General features: G+C 48.1%; 21 protein-coding genes. All 21 read left to right on the plus strand.

Annotated elements, in window-relative coordinates; genetic code table 11:
* The first annotated feature begins 3 nt into the window (after nt 1–3).
* The gene (locus C7R93_RS22250) at nt 4–1,029 is read left to right on the plus strand and encodes an ABC transporter ATP-binding protein (RefSeq protein WP_106840868.1); all 1,026 of its coding nucleotides are present in this window, start codon (nt 4–6) and stop codon (nt 1,027–1,029) included.
* A gap of 111 nt (nt 1,030–1,140) precedes the next feature.
* Nucleotides 1,141–2,799, plus strand: coding sequence for a peptide ABC transporter substrate-binding protein (locus tag C7R93_RS22255; protein ID WP_106840869.1), 1,659 nt, complete (start codon nt 1,141–1,143; stop codon nt 2,797–2,799).
* A 150-nt stretch (nt 2,800–2,949) separates the two neighbouring features.
* The gene (locus C7R93_RS22260; RefSeq protein WP_106840870.1) at nt 2,950–4,044 is read left to right on the plus strand and encodes a dipeptide epimerase; all 1,095 of its coding nucleotides are present in this window, start codon (nt 2,950–2,952) and stop codon (nt 4,042–4,044) included.
* Between the two features lies 1 nt (nt 4,045).
* Entirely contained in the window at nt 4,046–4,963 is a 918-nt protein-coding gene (locus C7R93_RS22265) for a C40 family peptidase (RefSeq protein ID WP_106840871.1), read from the plus strand.
* Between the two features lie 25 nt (nt 4,964–4,988).
* Nucleotides 4,989–5,948: an ABC transporter ATP-binding protein gene (locus tag C7R93_RS22270; RefSeq protein ID WP_106840872.1), complete on the plus strand. Its 960-nt coding sequence runs from the start codon at nt 4,989–4,991 to the stop codon at nt 5,946–5,948.
* A gap of 251 nt (nt 5,949–6,199) precedes the next feature.
* On the plus strand, nt 6,200–7,144 hold the full coding sequence (locus C7R93_RS22275) for a sigma-70 family RNA polymerase sigma factor (RefSeq protein WP_106840873.1): 945 nt from the start codon (nt 6,200–6,202) through the stop codon (nt 7,142–7,144).
* 188 nt (nt 7,145–7,332) lie between these two features.
* Nucleotides 7,333–8,205, plus strand: coding sequence for an Hsp33 family molecular chaperone HslO (gene hslO, locus C7R93_RS22280; protein WP_106840874.1), 873 nt, complete (start codon nt 7,333–7,335; stop codon nt 8,203–8,205).
* A 28-nt stretch (nt 8,206–8,233) separates the two neighbouring features.
* Complete coding sequence (locus tag C7R93_RS22285) at nt 8,234–9,136, plus strand: peptidyl-prolyl cis-trans isomerase (RefSeq protein WP_106840875.1); 903 nt, start codon at nt 8,234–8,236, stop codon at nt 9,134–9,136.
* Nucleotides 9,137–9,218: 82 nt separating this feature from the next.
* Nucleotides 9,219–10,151, plus strand: a complete 933-nt coding sequence (gene cysK / locus C7R93_RS22290) for a cysteine synthase A (protein ID WP_106840876.1) — start codon at nt 9,219–9,221, stop codon at nt 10,149–10,151.
* A 120-nt stretch (nt 10,152–10,271) separates the two neighbouring features.
* Nucleotides 10,272–11,765: an anthranilate synthase component I family protein gene (locus tag C7R93_RS22295; protein ID WP_106840877.1), complete on the plus strand. Its 1,494-nt coding sequence runs from the start codon at nt 10,272–10,274 to the stop codon at nt 11,763–11,765.
* 17 nt (nt 11,766–11,782) lie between these two features.
* Nucleotides 11,783–12,367, plus strand: a complete 585-nt coding sequence (gene pabA, locus C7R93_RS22300) for an aminodeoxychorismate/anthranilate synthase component II (protein ID WP_056493388.1) — start codon at nt 11,783–11,785, stop codon at nt 12,365–12,367.
* Between the two features lie 577 nt (nt 12,368–12,944).
* A complete protein-coding gene (locus C7R93_RS22310) occupies nt 12,945–14,306 on the plus strand; it encodes an alkaline phosphatase (protein ID WP_106840878.1) in 1,362 nt (453 codons plus the stop codon).
* 141 nt (nt 14,307–14,447) lie between these two features.
* Complete coding sequence (gene tatA / locus C7R93_RS22315) at nt 14,448–14,618, plus strand: twin-arginine translocase TatA/TatE family subunit (protein ID WP_106840879.1); 171 nt, start codon at nt 14,448–14,450, stop codon at nt 14,616–14,618.
* Between the two features lie 38 nt (nt 14,619–14,656).
* Nucleotides 14,657–15,502 carry an aminodeoxychorismate lyase gene (gene pabC / locus C7R93_RS22320; protein ID WP_106840880.1) on the plus strand — a complete coding sequence of 282 codons (846 nt, stop codon included), beginning with the start codon at nt 14,657–14,659 and terminating at the stop codon, nt 15,500–15,502.
* Nucleotides 15,503–15,553: 51 nt separating this feature from the next.
* The gene (gene folP, locus C7R93_RS22325; protein WP_208637843.1) at nt 15,554–16,741 is read left to right on the plus strand and encodes a dihydropteroate synthase; all 1,188 of its coding nucleotides are present in this window, start codon (nt 15,554–15,556) and stop codon (nt 16,739–16,741) included.
* A 2-nt stretch (nt 16,742–16,743) separates the two neighbouring features.
* Nucleotides 16,744–17,115, plus strand: coding sequence for a dihydroneopterin aldolase (folB, locus tag C7R93_RS22330; RefSeq protein WP_106840881.1), 372 nt, complete (start codon nt 16,744–16,746; stop codon nt 17,113–17,115).
* Nucleotides 17,112–17,642 carry a 2-amino-4-hydroxy-6-hydroxymethyldihydropteridine diphosphokinase gene (gene folK / locus C7R93_RS22335; RefSeq protein WP_106840882.1) on the plus strand — a complete coding sequence of 177 codons (531 nt, stop codon included), beginning with the start codon at nt 17,112–17,114 and terminating at the stop codon, nt 17,640–17,642. Before folB ends, folK begins: the two co-directional genes overlap by 4 nt.
* Nucleotides 17,594–17,803, plus strand: a complete 210-nt coding sequence (locus tag C7R93_RS22340) for a helix-turn-helix domain-containing protein (RefSeq protein ID WP_106840883.1) — start codon at nt 17,594–17,596, stop codon at nt 17,801–17,803. The genes folK and C7R93_RS22340 overlap by 49 nt, the downstream gene beginning before the upstream one ends.
* Nucleotides 17,804–17,874: 71 nt before the next feature.
* Nucleotides 17,875–18,903: a tRNA dihydrouridine synthase DusB gene (gene dusB / locus C7R93_RS22345; RefSeq protein ID WP_106840884.1), complete on the plus strand. Its 1,029-nt coding sequence runs from the start codon at nt 17,875–17,877 to the stop codon at nt 18,901–18,903.
* A gap of 216 nt (nt 18,904–19,119) precedes the next feature.
* Entirely contained in the window at nt 19,120–19,596 is a 477-nt protein-coding gene (gene greA / locus C7R93_RS22350; protein ID WP_007725265.1) for a transcription elongation factor GreA, read from the plus strand.
* A 102-nt stretch (nt 19,597–19,698) separates the two neighbouring features.
* Nucleotides 19,699–21,219: a lysine--tRNA ligase gene (gene lysS, locus C7R93_RS22355; RefSeq protein WP_106840885.1), complete on the plus strand. Its 1,521-nt coding sequence runs from the start codon at nt 19,699–19,701 to the stop codon at nt 21,217–21,219.
* The last annotated feature ends 264 nt before the right edge of the window (nt 21,220–21,483 follow it).

A 21,483-nucleotide genomic window follows, 5' to 3' on the forward strand; every position in this document is an offset into this window, starting at 1 on the left:
AACATGGATAAAAAGGAAAAGCTGCTGGAAGTCAGCGGGCTTCGGGTGACATTCAAGACGCATGGTGGGGAAGTGAACGCCGTTCGGGACGTGAACTTTACCTTGAACAAAGGGGAGACACTGGCGATTGTTGGTGAATCCGGATGTGGGAAAAGCGTAACGGCGAGGAGCATTATGCGTCTGATCCCGGAGCATATCGGAAAAATCGCGGGTGGAAGCATTCATTTTAAAGGCCAGGACCTGGCAAAGCTGCCGGAAAAGCAAATGCGCGAGCTGCGTGGAAAAGAAATCTCCATGATCTTTCAAGATGCGATGACGTCGCTCAACCCGACAATCACTATTGGTGAGCAGATTATGGAAGGAATCATTCGCCATCAAAAGGTCACCAGAAGCGAAGCCAAGCGGCAAGCGATTGAAATTCTCACCTTGGTTGGGATCGCCAATCCAGAGAGTCGTCTCAAGCAATACCTTCATCAGTTCAGTGGCGGGATGCGCCAGCGGATCATGATTGCGATTGCGCTCGTTTGTAAGCCTTCCATTCTGATTGCGGATGAGCCTACGACAGCGTTGGATGTAACGATTCAGGCGCAAATCATCGAGCTGTTCAAGAGCATTCAGCAAAAGACGGGGGTCTCGATCATTATTATCACGCATGACCTGGGAGTCGTTGCCAAGATTGCGGATCGGGTCAATGTCATGTATGCCGGAAAAGTGGTGGAGTCGGGTCCTGTGCGCGACATTTTTTACAATCCACAGCATCCGTACACCAAAGGCTTGCTGGCGTCGATGCCTCGTCTGGATGCGGATCGCTCGATTCCACTGAGTCCAATCCCGGGAACGCCTCCAGATTTGTTTAGTCCCCCGATTGGCTGTGCATTCGCTGCACGCTGTGACTATGCGCTGGAAGTATGTCGGAATTATCAACCTGCGGAGACCCATGTCCATAGCAAACACGCGGTTTCCTGTTGGTTGCAGGACCCACGAGCGAAGAAGTTGCTGGTGTCGATGCAGCCGCCAACAGGGACCTGATTCATAGCTATTGAGGGCAGTGGTCAAGCCCAGCTTCATTCGTGTAAAAGAGGGTGTCGTCTGACGGCGCTATCCTTTTACGTCATACAAAAAAATAAGGGGGAAGAAACAGTGAAAAAACTATCGACATTGCTGCTAACTGCTACGCTGGGTGTGTCTATGCTCATGGCTGGATGTACATCGGGTCAACCAGCTGCACCAAGTGAGCCTGCACCAGGCAACACGGCACAGCCAAACGCTCCAACGCCAGGTGATCAAGCGGCAAAGCTTTTGCTTTTGAACAATATCAAGGAACCGACGTCATTGGACCCGCCGATTGGCTTCGACGAGCCGTCCTATAACATTTTGAACAACCTGATGGAAGGATTGACCCGTCTGGACGAAAACCAAAAGCCTCAACCAGCGGCTGCTTCCGAATGGAAAATTTCCGAAGATGGAAAAACCTATACCTTTACCCTGCGTGACAACAAATGGTCCAATGGTGAGTCGGTAAAGGCTCAGGACTTCGAGTTCGCGTGGAAACGCATGCTTGATCCTGCATTGGCTTCTCCGGCAGCATCCCTCGCGTACATTATCGAGGGGGCGGAGGCATATAACAGCGGTAAAGGACCGGCGGATGGCGTAAAAGTCAAAGCGGTGGACGAAAAGACATTAGAGGTGGTTCTCGCTCAACCAGCTTCCTGGACGCTCCTGTTGGCGTCCAACCCAGCTTTCTTCCCTGTACACAAAGCAACGGTTGAAAAAGATCCGAAATGGGCAGCAGAAGCGGCAAGCTTTGTTGGAAACGGACCATTCAAGCTGACAGAGTGGGCGCATGACAGCGAATTGAAAATGATGAAAAGCGATACGTATTGGGATGCAGCAAACGTAACTCTGCCTGGTGCCGTTTGGAAAATGATTGACGACGAGAATACCGAGTATCAAATGTTTACGAACGAAGAGCTGCACAGAACGACAACTGTTCCAGCAGACATGGCAGATCAATTGTTCAAGGATGGAAAAGTATTCGTACGTGATGGAGCAGGTACAGAGTTCTATCGTTTCAATGTAACAAAGGAGCCATTTGATAACGCCAATATTCGTAAAGCATTCAGCTTGGCGATTGACCGTCAAACACTGGTCGACCTGGTGCTGATGCGTCAACAAAAACCAGGAACAGGCTTCGTATCTTATGGTTTGCCTGATGCCAACGGTGAGGGCCAATTCCGTGAAGTAGGCGGAGAATTGGTGAACTTCAATCCAGATGAAGCGAAGAAGCTTCTGGAACAAGGAATGAAAGAAAAAGGCTACACAAAGCTGCCAGAGGTTACACTCACCTACCGCAGCGGAACGGCTAACGAAAAAACGGCGCAAGCCGCGCAAGAAATGTGGAAGCAAACACTGGGCGTCGATGTGAAGCTGCAAAAAGTTGAAGGAAAAGTTTTGACGGATATGCAAAAGCAATTGCAGTATCAAATCGCTCGTTCTTCCTGGTTGCCTGACTTCGGTGATGCGATCAACTTCCTGGATATTTTCCAATCGAAGGCAGCAAGCAATCGTACGGGTTGGAGCAATGCGCAATTTGACAAGCTGATCCAAGACGCATACAAGGAGCCAGACGATGCAAAACGTCTGAAGCTGTTGCATGATGCAGAAAAACTCTTGTTGGATGAAGCGCCAATCGCACCGCTGTATTTCTACAACACTTCCTTGCTCTCAAGCGACAAGGTGAGTGGTGTACAAAGCTCTTCACTTAGCTACACAGACCTGAGAAAAGCTGTCGTGAAGTAAGAAAGAGTGACTCGGGAGAAGTCATTTCAAGCGGATGAAATGACTCTCCCCCTTTTTTGCTGAAAATTTTAATAGTGCTATAATTTAGTATGACTATTAGAAAAAACACAGCTAAAGAAAGCACGAGTGCTGGAGAAGATGGAGGAAAACATGATTATTCAAGCCATCGAAGTAAAACGAATATCTGTTCCATTGAAAAAGCCTTTTAAAACGGCTTTGCGTACGGTGCATAGTCTGGAATCTGTTCTGGTGAAAATCACCTGCGACAACGGTATGGTCGGGTGGGGCGAAGCTTCGGCTACTGTCGTCATTACGGGAGACAGCATCGAGAGCATCGAGTCAGCGGTTATGAATACGATGAGACCTCAGCTCATCGGCTTGAATCTGCTTGCCTATGAACGAGTTTTTCAAACCTTGCATCAATCCATGGTAGGAAATACGAGTGCGAAGGCAGCAGTAGACATTGCCCTGTACGACCTCATTTCTCAGCGCGCAGGAATGCCGTTGTATCAATTCCTGGGTGGCTACCGTGACCAATTGGAAACCGATTATACCGTCAGCGTGAACTCCCCGAAAGAAATGGGCGAGGATGCGGCTCTCTATCTCAAGCAAGGCTTTAACGTACTGAAAATCAAGGTCGGCAAGGACAATATCGAGGATGACATTTTGCGCATCCAGGAAATTCGCAAATCCGTGGGCAATCAGGTGAAGATTCGTCTTGATGCCAATCAGGGATGGAATGTAAAAGAAGCGGTGCAATCCATTCGCAAAATGGAGGACATGGGTCTCGGCATCGAACTCATTGAGCAGCCTGTAAAAGCGCATGATCTGGAAGGCTTGAAGCGGGTAACCGATTCGGTCGATACGCCAATCATGGCTGACGAGAGTGTGTTTTCACCAGCGCAGGCCCTGCAGGTTTTGCAAAATCGTGCGGCTGACCTGATTAATATCAAGCTGATGAAAGCTGGCGGCATTTACAAAGCACAATTGATCAATCAATTGGCTGAAGAGTACGGTATTCCATGCATGGTTGGCAGCATGATCGAATCGCGTCTGGCTGTTTCAGCAGCCGCTCATTTTGCAGCCAGTAAGAAGAACATCACTCGCTATGATTTCGATGCTCCGTTGATGCTTTTGCACGATGGCATAGAAGGTGGCGTAACGTACGAGGGTCGCTTGATGCGCATGCCAGAAGAGTCTGGACTCGGTATTCGTTCCGTTAGTATTTGGGAGGGAGAAATCTAAGATGAAATCTGCCATTGTTTCTGTCTCTGTCGCCACTGTGTGGACCAAGCCGGAGTCGCCGCGTGCTATTGACCGAGTGGCACTCCAATCCCCGGTAGATGCGCGTAATTGGCTCGCTTCCCTTACTATAGAAGAGAAGCTTGGTTTTTACGACCAAAACGCGATTCAAACACAAGCACTGTACGGTACGCGCGTAGAAGTAGTTGAGGAGCAAGGAGAATGGTCACAGGTTCTGATTCCTGATCAGACTACGAATAAAAACGCTATAGGCTATCCGGGCTGGATTCCGTCTCGCCAGCTAGCAACGTGGTCAGATGCTTTTGAGATACAGCAAGGCCAAAAGCTGGCGATGGTCACGGCCGCGTTTACCCGTCTACATACAGCCGACCAAAAACCAGACATGGAGCTTGCCTTTTTGACCAAACTGCCGCTAATAGAAGAAAGTGCAGAGTGGATAACCGTAGCTACACCGAATGGAACAGGACTTTTGCCAAAAGCAGATGTACAAATCGTCAAAGCAAACGAGCCCATCGAGCTTTCCGGCAATCGTGGAGAGGCAATTGTAGAAGCGGGTAAGCGATTCCTCAACCTGCATTACTTATGGGGCGGCATGTCCTCTTACGGCTATGACTGTTCTGGATTTGCGTACAACATGCACCGTTCTGTCGGGCTTCAGATTCCGCGTGATGCATCTGATCAGGCAAGAGCTGGACAACTCGTGGAAAAAGAAGCTTTGCTTCCGGGCGATCTGTTGTTTTTTGCCCATGAAGAGGGGAAAGGCAGAGTTCATCACGTGGGCATTTACATGGGGAATGGCGAAATGATTCATTCTCCGGACTCGCGAAGTGTCATTGAGATCGTCAAGCTGGATGGCTACAAGCTCGAAAAGGAACATTGCGTCTCCAGAAGATACTGGTAAACGGATAACGGGGAGGAGTGGCCAGATGCAACGAAAGAAGCTAGTCCAGGTAAAGAACCTGACAAAAACCTTTACGTTGGGTAAAGGGCTCTCACTTACGGCAGCGGATCATGTTTCCTTCGATATATATGAGGGGGAGACGTTTGGACTGGTAGGAGAATCTGGCTGCGGCAAATCGACCACAGGGCGAACAATCATCGGATTGTATCAACCGACGACAGGTGAGGTCATTTTTGACGGGCAAAACGTCCATCAGGCATCATCTGCTGAGCGGAGTAAACTCACACGCCATATGCAAATGATTTTTCAGGACCCGTATGCTTCTCTGAACCCCCGAATGAACATTGCGGAAATCATTTCGGAGGGCCTGCATCTTAACGGGCTATATAAAGGGAAAGAACGGATGAATCGTGTGATTGAGCTGTTGGAGATGGTTGGTTTGCAAAAAGAGCATGCCAACCGTTTCCCGCACGAGTTCAGTGGCGGTCAGCGACAGCGGATAGGAATTGCTCGGGCACTTGCCGTCAATCCTTCATTCATCATTGCCGATGAACCGATTTCCGCACTCGATGTTTCGGTTCAGGCCCAGGTCGTTAATTTAATGAAGAAACTACAGCAGGAACAAAAGCTGACGTATTTGTTTATCGCGCATGATTTGGCGATGGTCAAACACATCAGTGACCGTATTGGCGTCATGTACCTGGGCAATATGGTCGAGATGACCGCTAGTGAAATTCTTTACGAATCACCCAAGCATCCTTACACGCAGGCGTTGTTGGCGGCCATTCCTGTCCCCGATCCCGATTTAGAGAAAAGCCGTGAGCGCACCATTATCGAAGGTGACGTTCCAAGCCCGATCAATCCACCTAGCGGCTGTGTGTTCCGTACGCGCTGTCCGGTAGCCAAACCAGTATGCGCCGAAAAGAAGCCTATCTGGCAGGAAGCGGACACCAACCACTTCGTCGCCTGTCACTTGTATCAGTAATCTTGGTTATTGTCAGAAAATTCGACATTGTCTTTTTGCCATCCTCGGCTACTGGGGATGGCTTTTTCTTCATAAACTTTTAACTCTACCGGATGAAAGGGCTTTCATCAACTATTCGGAGAGGAGAACTGTTAATATTCTGTTAACTGGCAGGAATCAAACAGGTTTTGTCGAAATACGTTTACAGTAAAACATTCCGTGACTCACATACTTCATCGTGAACTTCCATTCCAGAGAAGTGAGGGTTGCATATGACTCTGAGTACCTCCTCGTTCCATTCAACACCCCGCAGGTGGCGGGAAGTGGAGACACAGTTGGGAATAGTTGTCCCTAGGTCGCTTCGATCGGACACCGCTGCTCTACTGTTTTTGGAAAGCGTCGCTGCAACACCCATGTTGGACAAAGAAGAAGAACTTGCTTGCCTGATTCGCTATCAGCAGGATGGTGATCTGGAAGCACGTGAAACGATTGTGCGCGCCTATTTACGCTATGTAGTAAGTACCGCTTTGCGCCATTTGAAAAGAGGGATGCCGTTCCTGGATTTGATTCAGGAGGGCACGATTGGTTTGTTTACCGCGATTGACAAATTTGATGTGGAACGTGGCGTGCGTCTCTATCATTATTCGCATTGGTGGATCTCACAAGCGATCACCCGTGCTATTAACGACAAAGGAACTTTGATCCGCATTCCTGTCCACATGCATGAGCAGATTCGCCAGTATCAAAAGCAAGTTTTGCATCTCATCCACGCTTTGAACCGTACGCCGGATCGACAAGAGATTGCCGTTCTCTTGGATATTCCGTTGGAAAAGGTGGAGGCCATCGAATTGGCTTTGATGATGAAGATGGAATCCATTGACGCTGAGCTGGATAGTGAGAAATGGCAGGCTTGGCATGAAGACGAGAGCTTGAGCTACGCAGAAATCATGGATGATGGGTTGTCCTCTCTGGATGACTGGATTGAAAAGGTAGACCTTCGCTCGCAAATGCGTGCAGCGTTGGAGCGGCTTAGTCCCCGCGCCCAAGAAATTATCTCCATGCGTTATGGTCTCTATGATGATCAAGTGTATACGCTGGAGGAAGTGGGGAAAATGTTCGGTCTTACCCGGGAGCGTATTCGCCAGATTGAAGCGACGACGATTGACCGATTGCGGACGCAAAAAGCTTCTCATGTATTAAAAGATTATTTAACCTAACATAGGATTTCGTTACTTCGGCCCCTCTTCGTATAGAGGGGTTTTTTCTGTCAGAAATGGTCGAATTCGCAAAGTGTCAGACTCATAGCTGGAGAAGCGTAGTCTTTTTCTCCTTGTGGTAAACTGGTAAGATAGCTTCATGATTTTTTCGTTATTTAATGAGGTAGATCGTAAAGGAGGATCGCTACATGGGCGATTATATGATAAGAGCAACTGGTTTTAATGGGCATGTTCGTGCATTTGCCGCACGCACAACAGAATCTGTCGAAGATATGCGTCGTCGTCACGACATGTGGAATACAGCTACAGCAGCAGCGGGACGTACGCTGACCATTAGCTTGATGATGGGGGCTATGTTAAAAGGAAACGAGAGCCTCCATGTCAAAGTAAAAGGAGGCGGACCAATCGGGCAGATCATCGCGGAAGTAAACGCACATGGTGAAGGAATTGCTTATGTATCCAATCCTCACGTCCACTTTGAGCTAAACGATAAAGGTAAGCTCGATGTAGCGCGTGCAGTGGGAACAGACGGGTTTGTGTACGTGACGAAAGATCTCGGTCTCAAGGAGCCGTATCAAGGCAGTGCGCCGATCGTCTCTGGTGAGATTGGGGAAGACTTCACTTATTATTTTGTGATGTCCGAGCAAACGCCTTCAGCAGTAGGGGTGGGTGTACTGGTTAATCCTGAGGACCGTTCTGTTTTGGCTGCGGGTGGATTTATTCTTCAGCTGTTGCCGAATACGCCTGAAGAGGTTGTAGCAGCAATTGAAGAACGCTTGGGACAGCTTCCGCAAGTATCTCGCATGATTGGCGAAGGCTTGACTCCTGAAGAAATTTTGGACCGCGTATTGGATGAGCCAAAAATCCTGAGCCACACTGACATTCAATTTAGCTGCAAATGTACAGTGGATAAGGTTGTTCAGGCATTGATCAGTATGGGACGCGAAGAAATGGAAGGTCTGATCGAAGAACAGGGCGAAGCAGAAGTACACTGTCATTTCTGTAATGAACGTTACCATTATGACAGATCCGCGTTGGAAGACATCCTGAAAGACATGTAAGCGCGGCGTCAAGTAGGGGAGTGTTGGCATGACCAACGTAAAAGGGTTGTGGGCATTCATTGGGGCGCTTGTATTGTTGCTGCTTGCCGTTACCTGGGCGTGGTACCAGGCATCAGGCAAGCTGCAGCCTGCGGCCATTGTAGGGGATAAGACGATTAGCAACGATGAGTATGTAACGGCGCTGAAACAAAAGTTTGGTAAGCAGGTGCTAAACGACATGATTAATCGGGAAGTCGTTTTTCAAGAGGCGAAGCGATCCGGCGTCACGGTTGATCCGAAGCAGCTGGAGCAAGAGCTTTCCCAGATTCGCGACAGCTATGGCAGTCGGACAGACAGCGAGTTTGAGGCTGCACTGTTAAAACAGGCGGGAACGACCGTGGAAGCCCTCAAGCAGGAGATTTCTTATCAAATCCTGCTGCAAACCCTGGCAACGAAGGACATGATCATCAAGGATGAAGAAGTGCTAAACGTCTACAATAGCCGATCTGACCGTTATACCCGACCTATGCAGATGCATTTGGGACAAATCGTCGTGGCATCATCAAAGGCAGCGGAACAAGTTTTGGCTGATTTAAAAAACGGAGCCGACTTTCAGACGATTGCCAAAGAGCGCTCGATTGATGCGGATACCGCGGCTAACGGCGGCGATGTAGGCTGGGTTTCCATCAAGGATAATCGATTGCCCGACGAGGCGAAGCCCATCGTAGAAAAGCTGGAGAAAGACAAATATAGCGAAGCGATCAAAATAGACGATCAATACGTCATTTATCAACTGACAGAGCGCAGGGAAGCTAGTCAACGGACGTTTGAAGAGGTAAAAGATGAGCTGCGCCGAGAAATCGCCTTTGCCCAGGTGGAGTCGCTAGATGTCGTGCTGGAGCGATTGCGAAAATCGGTAGGAGTCCAGATTTCTGGGCAAATGCCTCATTGACCAAATAGGCTACCGTTGATATAATTATGTCAATAAATCCTAGCGTTTTACTCGGTTATTAAAAATAGGAGGGGCAGAACATATGCGCGTGGCTAATTCCATTATCGATTTGATTGGATTTACTCCGCTTGTAAAGCTGAATCGTGTTGTCACCGAAGATATTGCAGACATTTACTTGAAGCTGGAGTTCTTCAACCCGGGCAGCAGTGTAAAAGACCGAATTGCGTTGTCGATGATTGAGGCAGCAGAGGCAGAGGGAAGTCTGAAACCGGGTGATACTATCATTGAACCTACGAGCGGAAATACCGGTATTGGACTCGCGATGGTTGCTGCTGCAAAAGGCTATCGTGCTATTCTGGTCATGCCAGAGACGATGAGTATTGAGCGACGCAACCTGTTGCGTGCGTATGGTGCGGAGCTAGTTCTCACACCAGGCAGCGAAGGGATGGGCGGAGCGATTCGCAAAGCAGAAGAGCTGGCGAAAGAAGATAGCACGTATTTCATTCCACAACAATTTAATAACTTGGCAAACCCGGCTATACACCGTGAGACGACTGCACGTGAGCTTCTGGACCAAGCGAAGGAAATCGGCGGCGTAGATGCGTTTATTTCCGGTATCGGTACAGGCGGAACGATTACGGGTGTAGGGCAGGTTCTTCGTGAACACTATCCGAATGTACAAATCGTAGCTGTTGAGCCTGCGGCTTCGCCAGTTCTGTCTGGCGGCAAACCAGGTCCACATAAAATCCAAGGAATCGGGGCTGGCTTTGTCCCGGATATTCTTGATACACAAATTTACGACGAAATCATTAAGGTAGAAAACGAGGACGCTTTTGAAACTGCGCGTCGTGTTGCTCGTCAGGAAGGCATTCTCGGAGGGATTTCTTCTGGGGCGGCGATCCATGCGGCTCTGCAAGTAGCAGCGAAGCTCGGCAAAGGCAAAAAAGTGATTGCTGTCATTCCTTCGAATGGTGAGCGTTATTTGTCCACGCCTCTGTATCAGTTCGAAGATTAATCAGAAAAAGACACGGCAAGACCACGCAGCGCCCCGTTGGCGACGTGGTCTTTTCTTTTTGTACTAGGCAACTATATAATGAACGGATAAATAGTGAAAACCGGAGCGTGAAGAGGAAGAATGTTCCCTACCTTTGCTGATTGCCAGACGTATGCCTTATCTTATCCGTTGGTTCCCCTTGCCCTGCGTAAACCGTGGTCTTCGACGATTGATCCGTGGCAGGTGCTCACAAAACTACAGCCTTCTCTGCAAAATGCTGTCCTGTTGGAAAGCGGACGAGCTGGGCGGTATACCTTTTTGGCATATGAGCCTATCGCTACGCTGCGCAGTCAGCGAGGAGAAACCATCGTTTCGTACCCAGAAGGAAAAATAGAGAGCATAGAGGCTCACAACCCATTGAATGCTTTACGAGAGCTGCTGTCTCGTTACTGTACCCCTACGCTTCCAAATATGCCAGATTTTTCCGGTGGCGCCGTAGGCTATATCAGCTATGAGATGAACCGCTTTTTTGAGCCTAGCTTGCCACAGATAGCGACTGACGACTTACAGTTGCCAGACCTGTATGTTATGATAATGCAAGACCTTCTCGTCTTTGATCATGAGACCCGAGAGATCATTTGCCTGACGCATTTGAGTGCGGATAATTTGACCGAAGAGAGCTATCGACAAGCAGCATTCCACCTGGAAAAACGCATGGACTCGATTGCTTCATTGGCAATGGATTGCGATGAGACAGATTGGGAAGCTTTGCGCAAAAGACCGCTAGCCAAACTAGTGCCAGCGTCCGTATCCTTTGCCAAAGACCAATTCGAGGATGCCGTTCGTCGGGTGCAGGAGTACATCGCCCAAGGGGATGTTTTTCAGGTCAATCTGTCGGTACGGCAAAGCAAGTCGGTGCAGGTGACAGCCCCAGAAGTGTATGATGTGCTTCGCAAGCTGAATCCGTCTCCTTATATGGGCTATCTGAGCTTCCCTGAATTTCAATTGGTTAGTGCCTCGCCAGAACTACTTGTAAAGGTAAAAGGCAAGGAAGTGCATACGCGTCCGATCGCCGGTACACGTCCGCGTGGATTAACGGACGAGCAGGACGATGCATTGGCACGTGAGCTGATTGATAATGAAAAGGAACGCGCAGAGCATGTCATGCTGGTTGATCTGGAACGCAATGACATGGGCCGAGTATGTCGCTTTGGCAGTGTGGAGGTCAGCGAATTCATGGTCGTGGAGAAATATTCCCACGTCATGCATATCGTTTCTCACGTCAAAGGAGAGCTGGCAGCAGGCAAGGATGCGCTGGATGCGATCGAAGCGACTTTTCCGGGAGGGACGATCACCGGAGCGCCAAAAGTTCGCACGATGGAAATCATCGAGGAGCTGGAGCCAGTCAAACGAGGCGTCTATACGGGATCAATCGGCTGGTTTGGCTTCAATGGTGATATCGAGGTCAACATTGCCATCCGTACCATGGTGATCAAGGATGGCGTAGCTCATGTGCAGGCTGGAGCGGGTATCGTGATTGACTCGGTTCCTGAGGCTGAGTATGCCGAGTCATTGAAAAAGGCAGAAGCGTTGTGGAAAGCGCTTGAGTTGAGCGAGCAGAGAACGATGAGTTGAGAGGAGACGAGTGTACGATGATTTTGATGATTGATAACTACGATTCCTTTACCTACAATTTGGTGCAGTATGTGGGAGAGCTTGGGGAAGAGCTACAAGTGTATCGCAATGACAAAATTACACTGGAAGAAATCGAACGATTGGCACCTGATTATTTGATGGTGTCTCCAGGACCGTGCACGCCAAATGAAGCGGGGATCAGCATGGATGCAATCCGCCATTTTGCCGGAAAAATTCCGATTTTGGGTGTTTGTTTGGGCCATCAGTCCATTGGGCAAGTGTTTGGCGGAAAAGTCATTCGGGCCGAGCGCTTGATGCACGGAAAAACGTCCGAAGTTTTCCATGATGGCAAAACCATCTTTCAGGACATCCCTTCCCCTTTTACAGCGGCACGCTACCATTCCTTGATTATTGAGGAAGCGTCCATTCCGAGCGAGCTGGAAGTAACCGCCCGAACAGCCGAAGGCGAAATTATGGCTGTACGCCATCGGGAATACCCAATCGAAGGTGTCCAGTTCCACCCTGAATCGATTATTACGGAGCACGGCAAACAATTGCTGAAGAACTTCCTTACCGCATACGCGCGCCATACGACAGGTTAACACATAGATACGACAGGGAAACCGCCTTTTTTCGAGGGCGGTTTTTTGTTCTATTAGTCGGAAAGATAAGCGAAGCTAAGACAACCCCAAAGGCTTGGCATAGTCATGTCTAATAGGTAGGGGTTTATTAGTGTGAGACAGTTGTTGTGACATCTCATCCTAAGTTTCAAAGGTATCGATGAACCAATAAAGGCTGGTGAGAAGAAAAAGCGCAGGGCTCGTAGACCTTGACAGCGCCTACCCAGTCGGAACTTCAAAAAGGGGACCACGGTTGTCGAACACCTCTTCTTTGAGAAACTTCCGCCCGTAGGGTGGCTTTGGCTCGACGGTCCCCTTTTTGAAGTGGAGACGGGCAGTGATTCCCCATGCTGGCGTGTCAGAGTCGAAGAGAATTGTGCTTTTTCTTCTCCTCCACTATGTTGACTCAAACCAGAAGACCCTTTCCTCTCTTGAGCAAATGTAAATCGATCTTTACTGTTTCCTTAAATTTCTTTACATTCCCCACGTCATTTCTCAATATTGGAAGATTACAATCAAGTTGAAAATAAACAATAATTCATTTCTTAGGAGGTACATGATGTTCCGTACATTCCCCAAAAAACTCGTTCCCGTAGCAGTAATTTCCTCGCTGGCTTTTACAGCGTTCTTTGGTCCTACTACAGGTCTTGTAAAAGCAGCAGAAAATAATAATAACGCAAAAGTGAAAAATGTAATTTTCTTGATCGGTGACGGCATGGGTACTGCTTATACAACCGCACATCGTTATATGAAGGATGACCATTCGACTCCACTGATGGAGCCGACAGAATTCGATAAATATTTGGTCGGTGCACAAATGACTTACGCAGAAGACCACAAGCAAAACATTACAGACTCCGCTTCTGCTGCTACGGCGATGTCTTCCGGTAAAAAAACCTACAATAATGCCATTGCAGTAGACAACGACAAATCAGAAGTAGAAACTGTACTCGAACGTGCGAAAAAAGTAGGCAAATCTACTGGCTTGGTAGCTACTTCCGAGATTACACATGCTACACCTGCATCTTATGGTGCCCATGACGAAAGCCGCAAAAATATGGATGCGATTGCGAATGATTACTATGATTTGAAAATTAACGGCGAGCATTCTATTGATGTAATGCTTGGCGGTGGCTTGAAAAACTTCGTTCGAAAAGATCGTGACCTGACGAAAGAATTTAAGAAAGATGGCTACAGCTACGTTACTTCGAAGAGCGAACTATTGGACGACAAAAACGGCAAAATTCTCGGATTGTTTGCAGATGGCGGAATGGACAAAATGATCGACCGCGCCGACGAAACACCTTCCCTCGAAGAAATGACAAATGCCGCGATCGATCGTCTAAGCAAGGACAAGGATGGGTTCTTCCTGATGGTAGAAGGAAGCCAAATTGACTGGGCTGGACATGACAACGACATCGTTGGCGCAATGAGCGAGATGGAAGATTTCGAGAGAGCTTTCAAAGCAGCGATTGATTTCGCGAAGAAAGATGGAAATACCCTGGTTATCGCGACTGCTGACCACTCCACAGGTGGATTGTCTGTAGCGGCTAAAGATGAATACAACTTCTTGGTAGAGCCGATTAAAGCAGTGAAACGTACGCCTGATTTCATTTCGACTGAGATTGCAAAAGGTGCAAATGTAGAAAAAACACTCAAGAAGTACATTGACCTGAAGCTGACTCCACAAGAAATCGCATCAGTGAAGAAAGCTGCTGAAACAAAAGACCAAGTGAAAATTGATAATGCCATCGAAGCGATTATCGATACACGCTCCTTTACTGGCTGGACAACGGGTGGACACACAGGTGAGGATGTAAACGTCTATGCATATGGCCCTGGAAAAGAGAACGTCTCTGGATTGATCGACAACACCAAAAATGCAGATGTCATCTTTGAAATCTTGGGTGGGAAAAAATAAGCGAGAGTAAAATTTCGTGAGTGATGGGCTACCATGCTTCAGTGGTAGCCTTTTTCGCTTGGTGCTGGGAGTAGATTGGATGCTTTATGCACATCCTTTGAAGAGACTGGGTATTCGACAGGAAAAGGAGTGTGGCTAGCTATGCTATCGAGCATCGGTATTCCCGGATTGATCTTGCTCTTGATCATCTCCTTGTTGCTTTTCGGTCCGAAAAAGCTGCCGGAGATTGGTCGTGCACTCGGGCAGACTTTGAATGAGTTTAAGCTGTCCATGAAAGATTTGACGCCGGATGAAGAGGAGAAAAAGATATGATATGATGCTCTCGACTATATTATCGGGAGAGAGCGAAGATGCACGTTTATGTAAACGGGACGATTTGTCCTGCTCATGAGGCTACAGTATCAGTATTGGACCACGGGTTTTTATACGGCATTGGTCTGTTTGAAACATTACGTGTATACGACCGCAAGCTATTTCTATGGGACGCTCATTACGCCCGGCTTTGTTCCGGGCTTTTTGCGTTGCAGATTCAACCTGCTTGGACAAAGGAAGAGCTGGCTTGCGCCATTAGGATGACCATCGATGCCAACGAGTTGCGTGATGCTTACGTCCGCTTGAGTATTACGGCTGGCTCAGAAGGAGTAGGCTTGGTAGCAGGGGGGTACGAGCGTCCGTCCTTATTCGTATTTGCCAAACCCGTAGCACCTCTGGCAGTACCTCCCGAGCCAAAACGATTGCAGACATTGGCGTTGGCTAGACAGACAGCGGAAGGTCAGCAGCGTTTTAAATCGCACAATTACTTAAACAATGCTCTTGCTCGCCAAGAACTCGGTGCCCGTCCCGAAGTGGAAGGTCTGTTTTTGACGCATGATGGCTTCGTGGCGGAAGGAATTGTGAGCAATGTATTTTGGATCAAGAACGGTCAGTTGTTTACCCCTTCTATTGATACAGGCATTCTTGATGGTGTGACGCGGCGACATGTTTTGACTTTGGCACAGCAATTATCCATGCCTGTCGAAGAAGGTCGATATCGCTTGGAAGAGCTACTCAATGCCGATGAAGTCTTTACGACAAATTCCGTGCAAGAGATTGTTCCGATTAGCGAAATTGACGGGTATTCCGTCGCTTCGACATATGGTACATATTCGCGCGAACTGCACCGGGCATACCGTCAGTCTGTAGCGGCTAGCGAGTAAATTATGGTATGCTACTATTCAATGTGCGAAGACGGAAAAAGGAGTTTGATCATGAAATACAATTCATTTCGAATCCATGCTGCGACCTTCGCTGAGATGGTATCGGAGCTTGTCAAAAGGGGTGTTCCTGTTCCAGAAGCTGAACGCATGGCGGAATCGGGGACGAGCCTGAAGATTCACACGGAAAACATGAGTGTGGCTGTAGCAGAGAGTGTGAGAGAGATTATGTACTCTTTCGATGCGGAAGCCATTATTTCAGACCAACCGGGTACTGCCGACAAAACATACGTGCTGTTGATGGCTTCCCATAAGCAGATGGATTTGGCGTTGGATCATATGAAAACCCAAACAGACGAATTACGAGCGTTGGCGGCAGAGGTACGGGAAGTTTTAGCTATGCCTGCCAAGCTTCGTACGCGCCGCGAGCTAAACTGTGGTCAGTATGTCCTGCCACTAGGGGAGCGCACGTTAGTCATGGGCATTTTGAATGTGACACCTGATTCGTTCTCGGATGGGGGTCGCTTTGTCAATGTGGAGGCAGCACTGGCACAAGCACGTGCGATGGTTGAGGCCGGAGCTGACCTGATTGATATCGGGGGAGAGTCGACGCGTCCAGGATCGGAACCAGTCGATGAGGCCATGGAGCTGGACAGAGTGCTGCCAGTCATTCGGATACTTTCGCAGGAATTGTCTGTTCCTCTGTCCATTGACACCTACAAAGCGTCGGTTGCAGAACGGGCTATTTTAGAAGGTGCGCATATTATCAATGACGTATGGGGAGCGAAGCGTGATCAGCGGATGGCAGAGGTAGCTGCTCGTCTCGACGTGCCCATTATCCTGATGCACAATCGCGAAGACACGGACTACCACGACTTTTTCCCAAACTATATCAAAGACCTGCGTGAGTCCGTACAGATTGCCATGCAGGCAGGGGTAAAACAGGAGCGAATTATCCTCGATCCGGGGATCGGGTTTGTAAGGACTGTCGAGCAAAATCTCGAGACGATGCGCAGGCTGGATGATCTGGTAGGTCTGGGCTATCCCGTTCTGCTGGCCACTTCACGCAAGCGAATGATCGGTCATGTTCTCGATCTGCCCGTAGATGAACGTGTCGAAGGTACTGCAGCGACAGTTGCCCTCGGGGCGGCAAAAGGCTGCCATATGGTACGAGTGCATGATGTCAAAGAAATGAAGCGCGTTACCAAGATGATGGACGCGATGATAAAAGGGGGCATTTAACCTTGGATAAAATCTACTTCAATGGCATGTCTTTTTACGGATATCACGGTGTGTTTGGAGCAGAGGCTGAGCTAGGCCAACGGTTTTATGTCGATCTGGAGCTATCGCTCGATTTATCCAAAGCCGGAGCAAGTGACGATCTTCAGGATACAGTCAATTACGCCGATATCTTTACTTGTGTGCAAAAAATTGTCGAGGGTGAACGGTTTCAACTGATAGAGAAACTGACTGCTGTGATAGCGGAACGTCTACTTTCGCAATTCCCTTTGCATGAAGTCAAAGCAAAAGTGACCAAGCCGAATCCGCCGATCAATGGGCATTATGAGTCGGTTGCGATTGAGATGATCCGTAGAAGAGAGGATTTTTCTTCATGACAGTTTGTGCATATTTGGCGCTAGGCTCTAACCTTGGGGATCGGGCACAGAACTTACGCCTGGCGATTCAGAGATTAAACGAGCAACCTGGAATTCGTGTGCTGCGTGTCTCCTCTGTTTATGAGACCGATCCATTTGGTTACGTCGAACAAGACGCATTTCTGAATATGGCGATCGCTGTGGAAACAGAACAGACCCCGGATCAGCTACTAGATACGGCTTTGTCAGTAGAGCGTGAGCTGGGGCGTGTGCGAACGGTTCGGTGGGGACCGCGCACGATTGATATTGACTTACTGTTGTACGGGACATCTCGTGTTTCGCAAGACAATCTCATGATTCCTCATCCTGGGCTGAGCGCGCGTGCTTTTGTACTCGTGCCGCTTCGAGACGTTTGGGAAGGCGGCGTTTTACCTGAGCATAACCAGACCATTGATCATTATCTTTCCTTATTGGTAGAAGATCACAAGGGGGTACGTGAGTGGGGAGCAATCAATTGGGAAATCGAATCCGGTCCTTCCGAAAGCTAAAAGGGTATACGCAACAGTCCCTTTCGGAAAAGATGGGAGTGTCACTGTCGTTTGTCGGATCATTAGAGAGAGGAACTCGTAAACCAACAGAGCCCGTATTACGGAAGATCGCCAGCACTTTACAGGTAGACTACGATGAATTATGTGCTATAAATAAGTGATGTAATGAAGTTTGGATAGGATTGTCCTCTCCAAGACCCCGACTAAGCGGGAATTAAGGAGGCGAAAATAGATGAAAATCGGCAATATCGAATTAAAAAACAACGTGGTTCTCGCTCCAATGGCAGGTGTCTGTAATCCTGCTTTTCGTCTGATTGCCAAGGAGTTCGGTACTGGATTGGTTTGCGCCGAGATGGTAAGCGACAAGGGTATCGTGCACGGAAACAAAAAAACGATAGATATGCTGTTTGTCGACGAACGCGAAAAACCACTAAGTTTGCAGATTTTTGGCGGAGACAAGGAAACCTTGGTGAGTGCGGCGAAATATGTAGACCAGCATACGAATGCGGATATCATTGATATCAATATGGGCTGTCCTGTGCCGAAAATTACGAGCTGTGATGCAGGTGCGCGTCTGTTGCTCGATCCAGATAAAATCTACGAAGTCGTATCTGCTGTGGTCGATGCGGTCGACAAGCCGGTTACCGTGAAGATGAGATTGGGCTGGGACGAAGAGCATCTGTACGTACTGGATAACGCTAAGGCAGTAGAACGTGCAGGCGGCAAAGCGATTGCTGTTCATGGACGTACCCGCGTACAAATGTACAAAGGGCAAGCTGACTGGGACTGGATCCGTCGGGTGAAGGAAACCGTCTCGATTCCGGTGATCGGAAACGGGGATGTGGCTACTCCTGAGGATGCGAGACGCATGTTGGATACAACAGGCTGCGATGGTGTTATGATTGGACGCGCTGCGCTTGGAAATCCGTGGATGCTGTATCGCACGATTCAATATCTGACGACGGGAGAGCTTGGTCCGGAGCCAACCGCACGTGAAAAGATGAATATTTGTTTATTGCATGCAGAGCGTTTAATCGCACTGAAGGGTCCGAGAGTGGGAGTCCTAGAGATGCGCAAGCACGCGGCGTATTACTTGAAAGGCTTGAAGGGCTCGACGCACACGAAAAATCTCGTGAATGCGGTTGAGACAGAAGAGGAGCTTCGTCGCGTCCTCATGAACTATGTCGAGTGGATCGAAAACTACACAGATGACAACGAAGAACCGCTGGAAACAGCGCGTGATGAGGCTGTCAGCTACTAAAACTGGTGGTTCATTCCAGACATTGACAAGGGTTCCTTCATATCCTATAATACTCCGTAATATTGGGAGCCGAGCTGCCAGTCCACACTGGCAGCTTTACCTTTGAACCTCACAGACGATTGCATTCTGCTGTATATTGTATAGAACATCTACATATAATCCTTTGTACTTTACCCAGTATAATGGAATCATTTTTTAAAACGGGGGAATTGAACCATGTCTGAAAAAGAAGTCATCCTTACACCAGAAGGTTTAACGAAGCTGGAACAAGAGCTTGAAGATTTGAAAACGGTTAAACGCAAGGAAGTAGCAGCTCGTATTAAAGAAGCGATCAGCTTTGGAGATATCAGTGAGAACTCTGAATACGAAGAGGCAAAGAATGAGCAAGCGTTCATCGAAGGCCGCATTTTGACGCTGGAAAAAATGCTGCGCAATGCCCGCATCATTACAAATGAAGATGTGGATACAGGGGTCGTAAGCGTAGGCTCCCGCGTGAAGCTGAAAGACCTCGAGTTCGGTGATGTTATGGATTACACGATTGTAGGTTCGGCTGAATCCGATCCGATGAACAACAAGATTTCCAACGAGTCCCCGGTAGGTCAAGCGCTGCTTGGTAAAGCAAAAGGCGCGATTGTTGACGTAAACGTACCGGCAGGAGTCATTCAGTACGAGATTCTTGATATTAACCTGTAAGCAGTCGATCTATGGCGTACCTTTTGCGAGGTACGCCGTATCGCTATTATAAAAGTCTGTACAAAATTGTTAATGCAGGCATTTTCTAGAGGAGTGAGTAAAATGGCAAACGAGCAAGACCTACAGCAAGAAGAACAGCAACAGGAAGGGCTTCACGAGCTTCTTCAAGTGCGTCATGACAAAATGAATCAATTGCGTGAGTGGGGCTTTGATCCGTTCGGTAAAAAATTCGAGCAAACGCATCACGCTGCAGATATTACGAAATCCTTTAGCGAAAAGAGCAAGGAAGAGCTGGAAGCGGAAGAGAACGTGGTTACGATTGCAGGCCGCTTGATGGCGAAACGTGGAATGGGTAAAGCGAGCTTTGCTCAGCTGCTGGATCGTTCCGGTCAGATTCAAATCTACGTCCGTCAGGATACCGTTGGCGAAGAGCTGAGCAAAGTATTTGATTTGGCTGATATCGGTGACATGGTCGGTGTAACAGGTGTTGTTTTCAAAACAAAGACGGGCGAGCTCAGTGTAAAAGCAAAGGAACTGACCTACCTGACCAAATCACTGCGTCCACTGCCTGAGAAATATCATGGCCTCAAAGATATCGAGACCCGTTACCGTAAGCGTTACGTGGATTTGATTGTAAACCCAGAAGTTCGCGATACGTTTATTACGCGTAGCCGTATTCTGACTTCGATGCGTCGTTATTTGGACAACCTTGGCTATCTGGAAGTAGAAACACCTACACTCCATGCGATTGCCGGTGGTGCATCTGCTCGTCCATTTATCACGCACCACAATGCATTGGATATGCAGCTTTATATGCGTATTGCTATTGAGCTGCACTTGAAACGCCTGATTGTCGGTGGTCTGGAAAAGGTGTATGAGATCGGTCGCGTATACCGCAACGAAGGGATCTCTACTCGCCACAACCCTGAATTCACGATGATTGAGCTGTACGAAGCGTATGCCGACTACCAGGATATTATGAGCCTTACTGAAGAAATGGTTGCTCATATCGCACAGGAAGTATTGGGCACTATGAAAATTCAGTACCAAGGCAACGAGATTGACCTGACACCAAAATGGCGTCGTGTACACATGGTAGATTTGATTAAGGAAAATCTCGGCGTAGATTTCTGGAAGGAAATGAGCGACGATGAAGCGCGTGCTTTGGCAAAAGAGCATGGCGTATCCGTTGAGCCTCACCATACGTTCGGACATGTAGTGAATGAATTCTTTGAACAAAAGCTGGAGCATACGTTGATTCAGCCTACCTTTGTTTACGGTCATCCTGTGGCGATTTCGCCATTGGCTAAGAAAAATGACCAGGATCCGCGATTCACGGATCGTTTTGAGTTGTTTATCGTAGCTCGTGAGCATGCTAATGCATTTACAGAGCTCAATGATCCAATTGACCAGCGCGAACGCTTTGAAGCACAGCTCTTGGAAAAAGAAGCTGGTAACGACGAAGCGCATGATATGGACGACGATTTCATTGAAGCGCTTGAGTATGGTATGCCGCCAACTGGAGGACTAGGAATCGGTATTGACCGTTTGGTGATGCTGTTGACGAACTCTCCTTCCATTCGCGATGTACTGTTGTTCCCGCACATGCGTAACCGCGACTAGCAATGAAGAATAAGACCATCTGAGAAAATCTCAGGTGGTTTTTATTTTTTTACTTGCACTTAAATGCGTTAAGTGATATATTAATACCTGTTCTTCTTTTTTACATAAATCGATTACAAATTGCTGAAAAAAGTTCTTGCTTTTATCTCAGCTTATGTGATAGATTAATGAGGTCGCTGAAAAACACGTTGAAAAAACTTGTTGACACGATCTGGACAACCTGATAAGATGAAATGGTTGTTGCGAAAATGCTCTTTGAAAACT

Origin of the sequence: Brevibacillus fortis (assembly GCF_003013395.1) — a bacterium.
Classification (GTDB): domain Bacteria; phylum Bacillota; class Bacilli; order Brevibacillales; family Brevibacillaceae; genus Brevibacillus; species Brevibacillus fortis.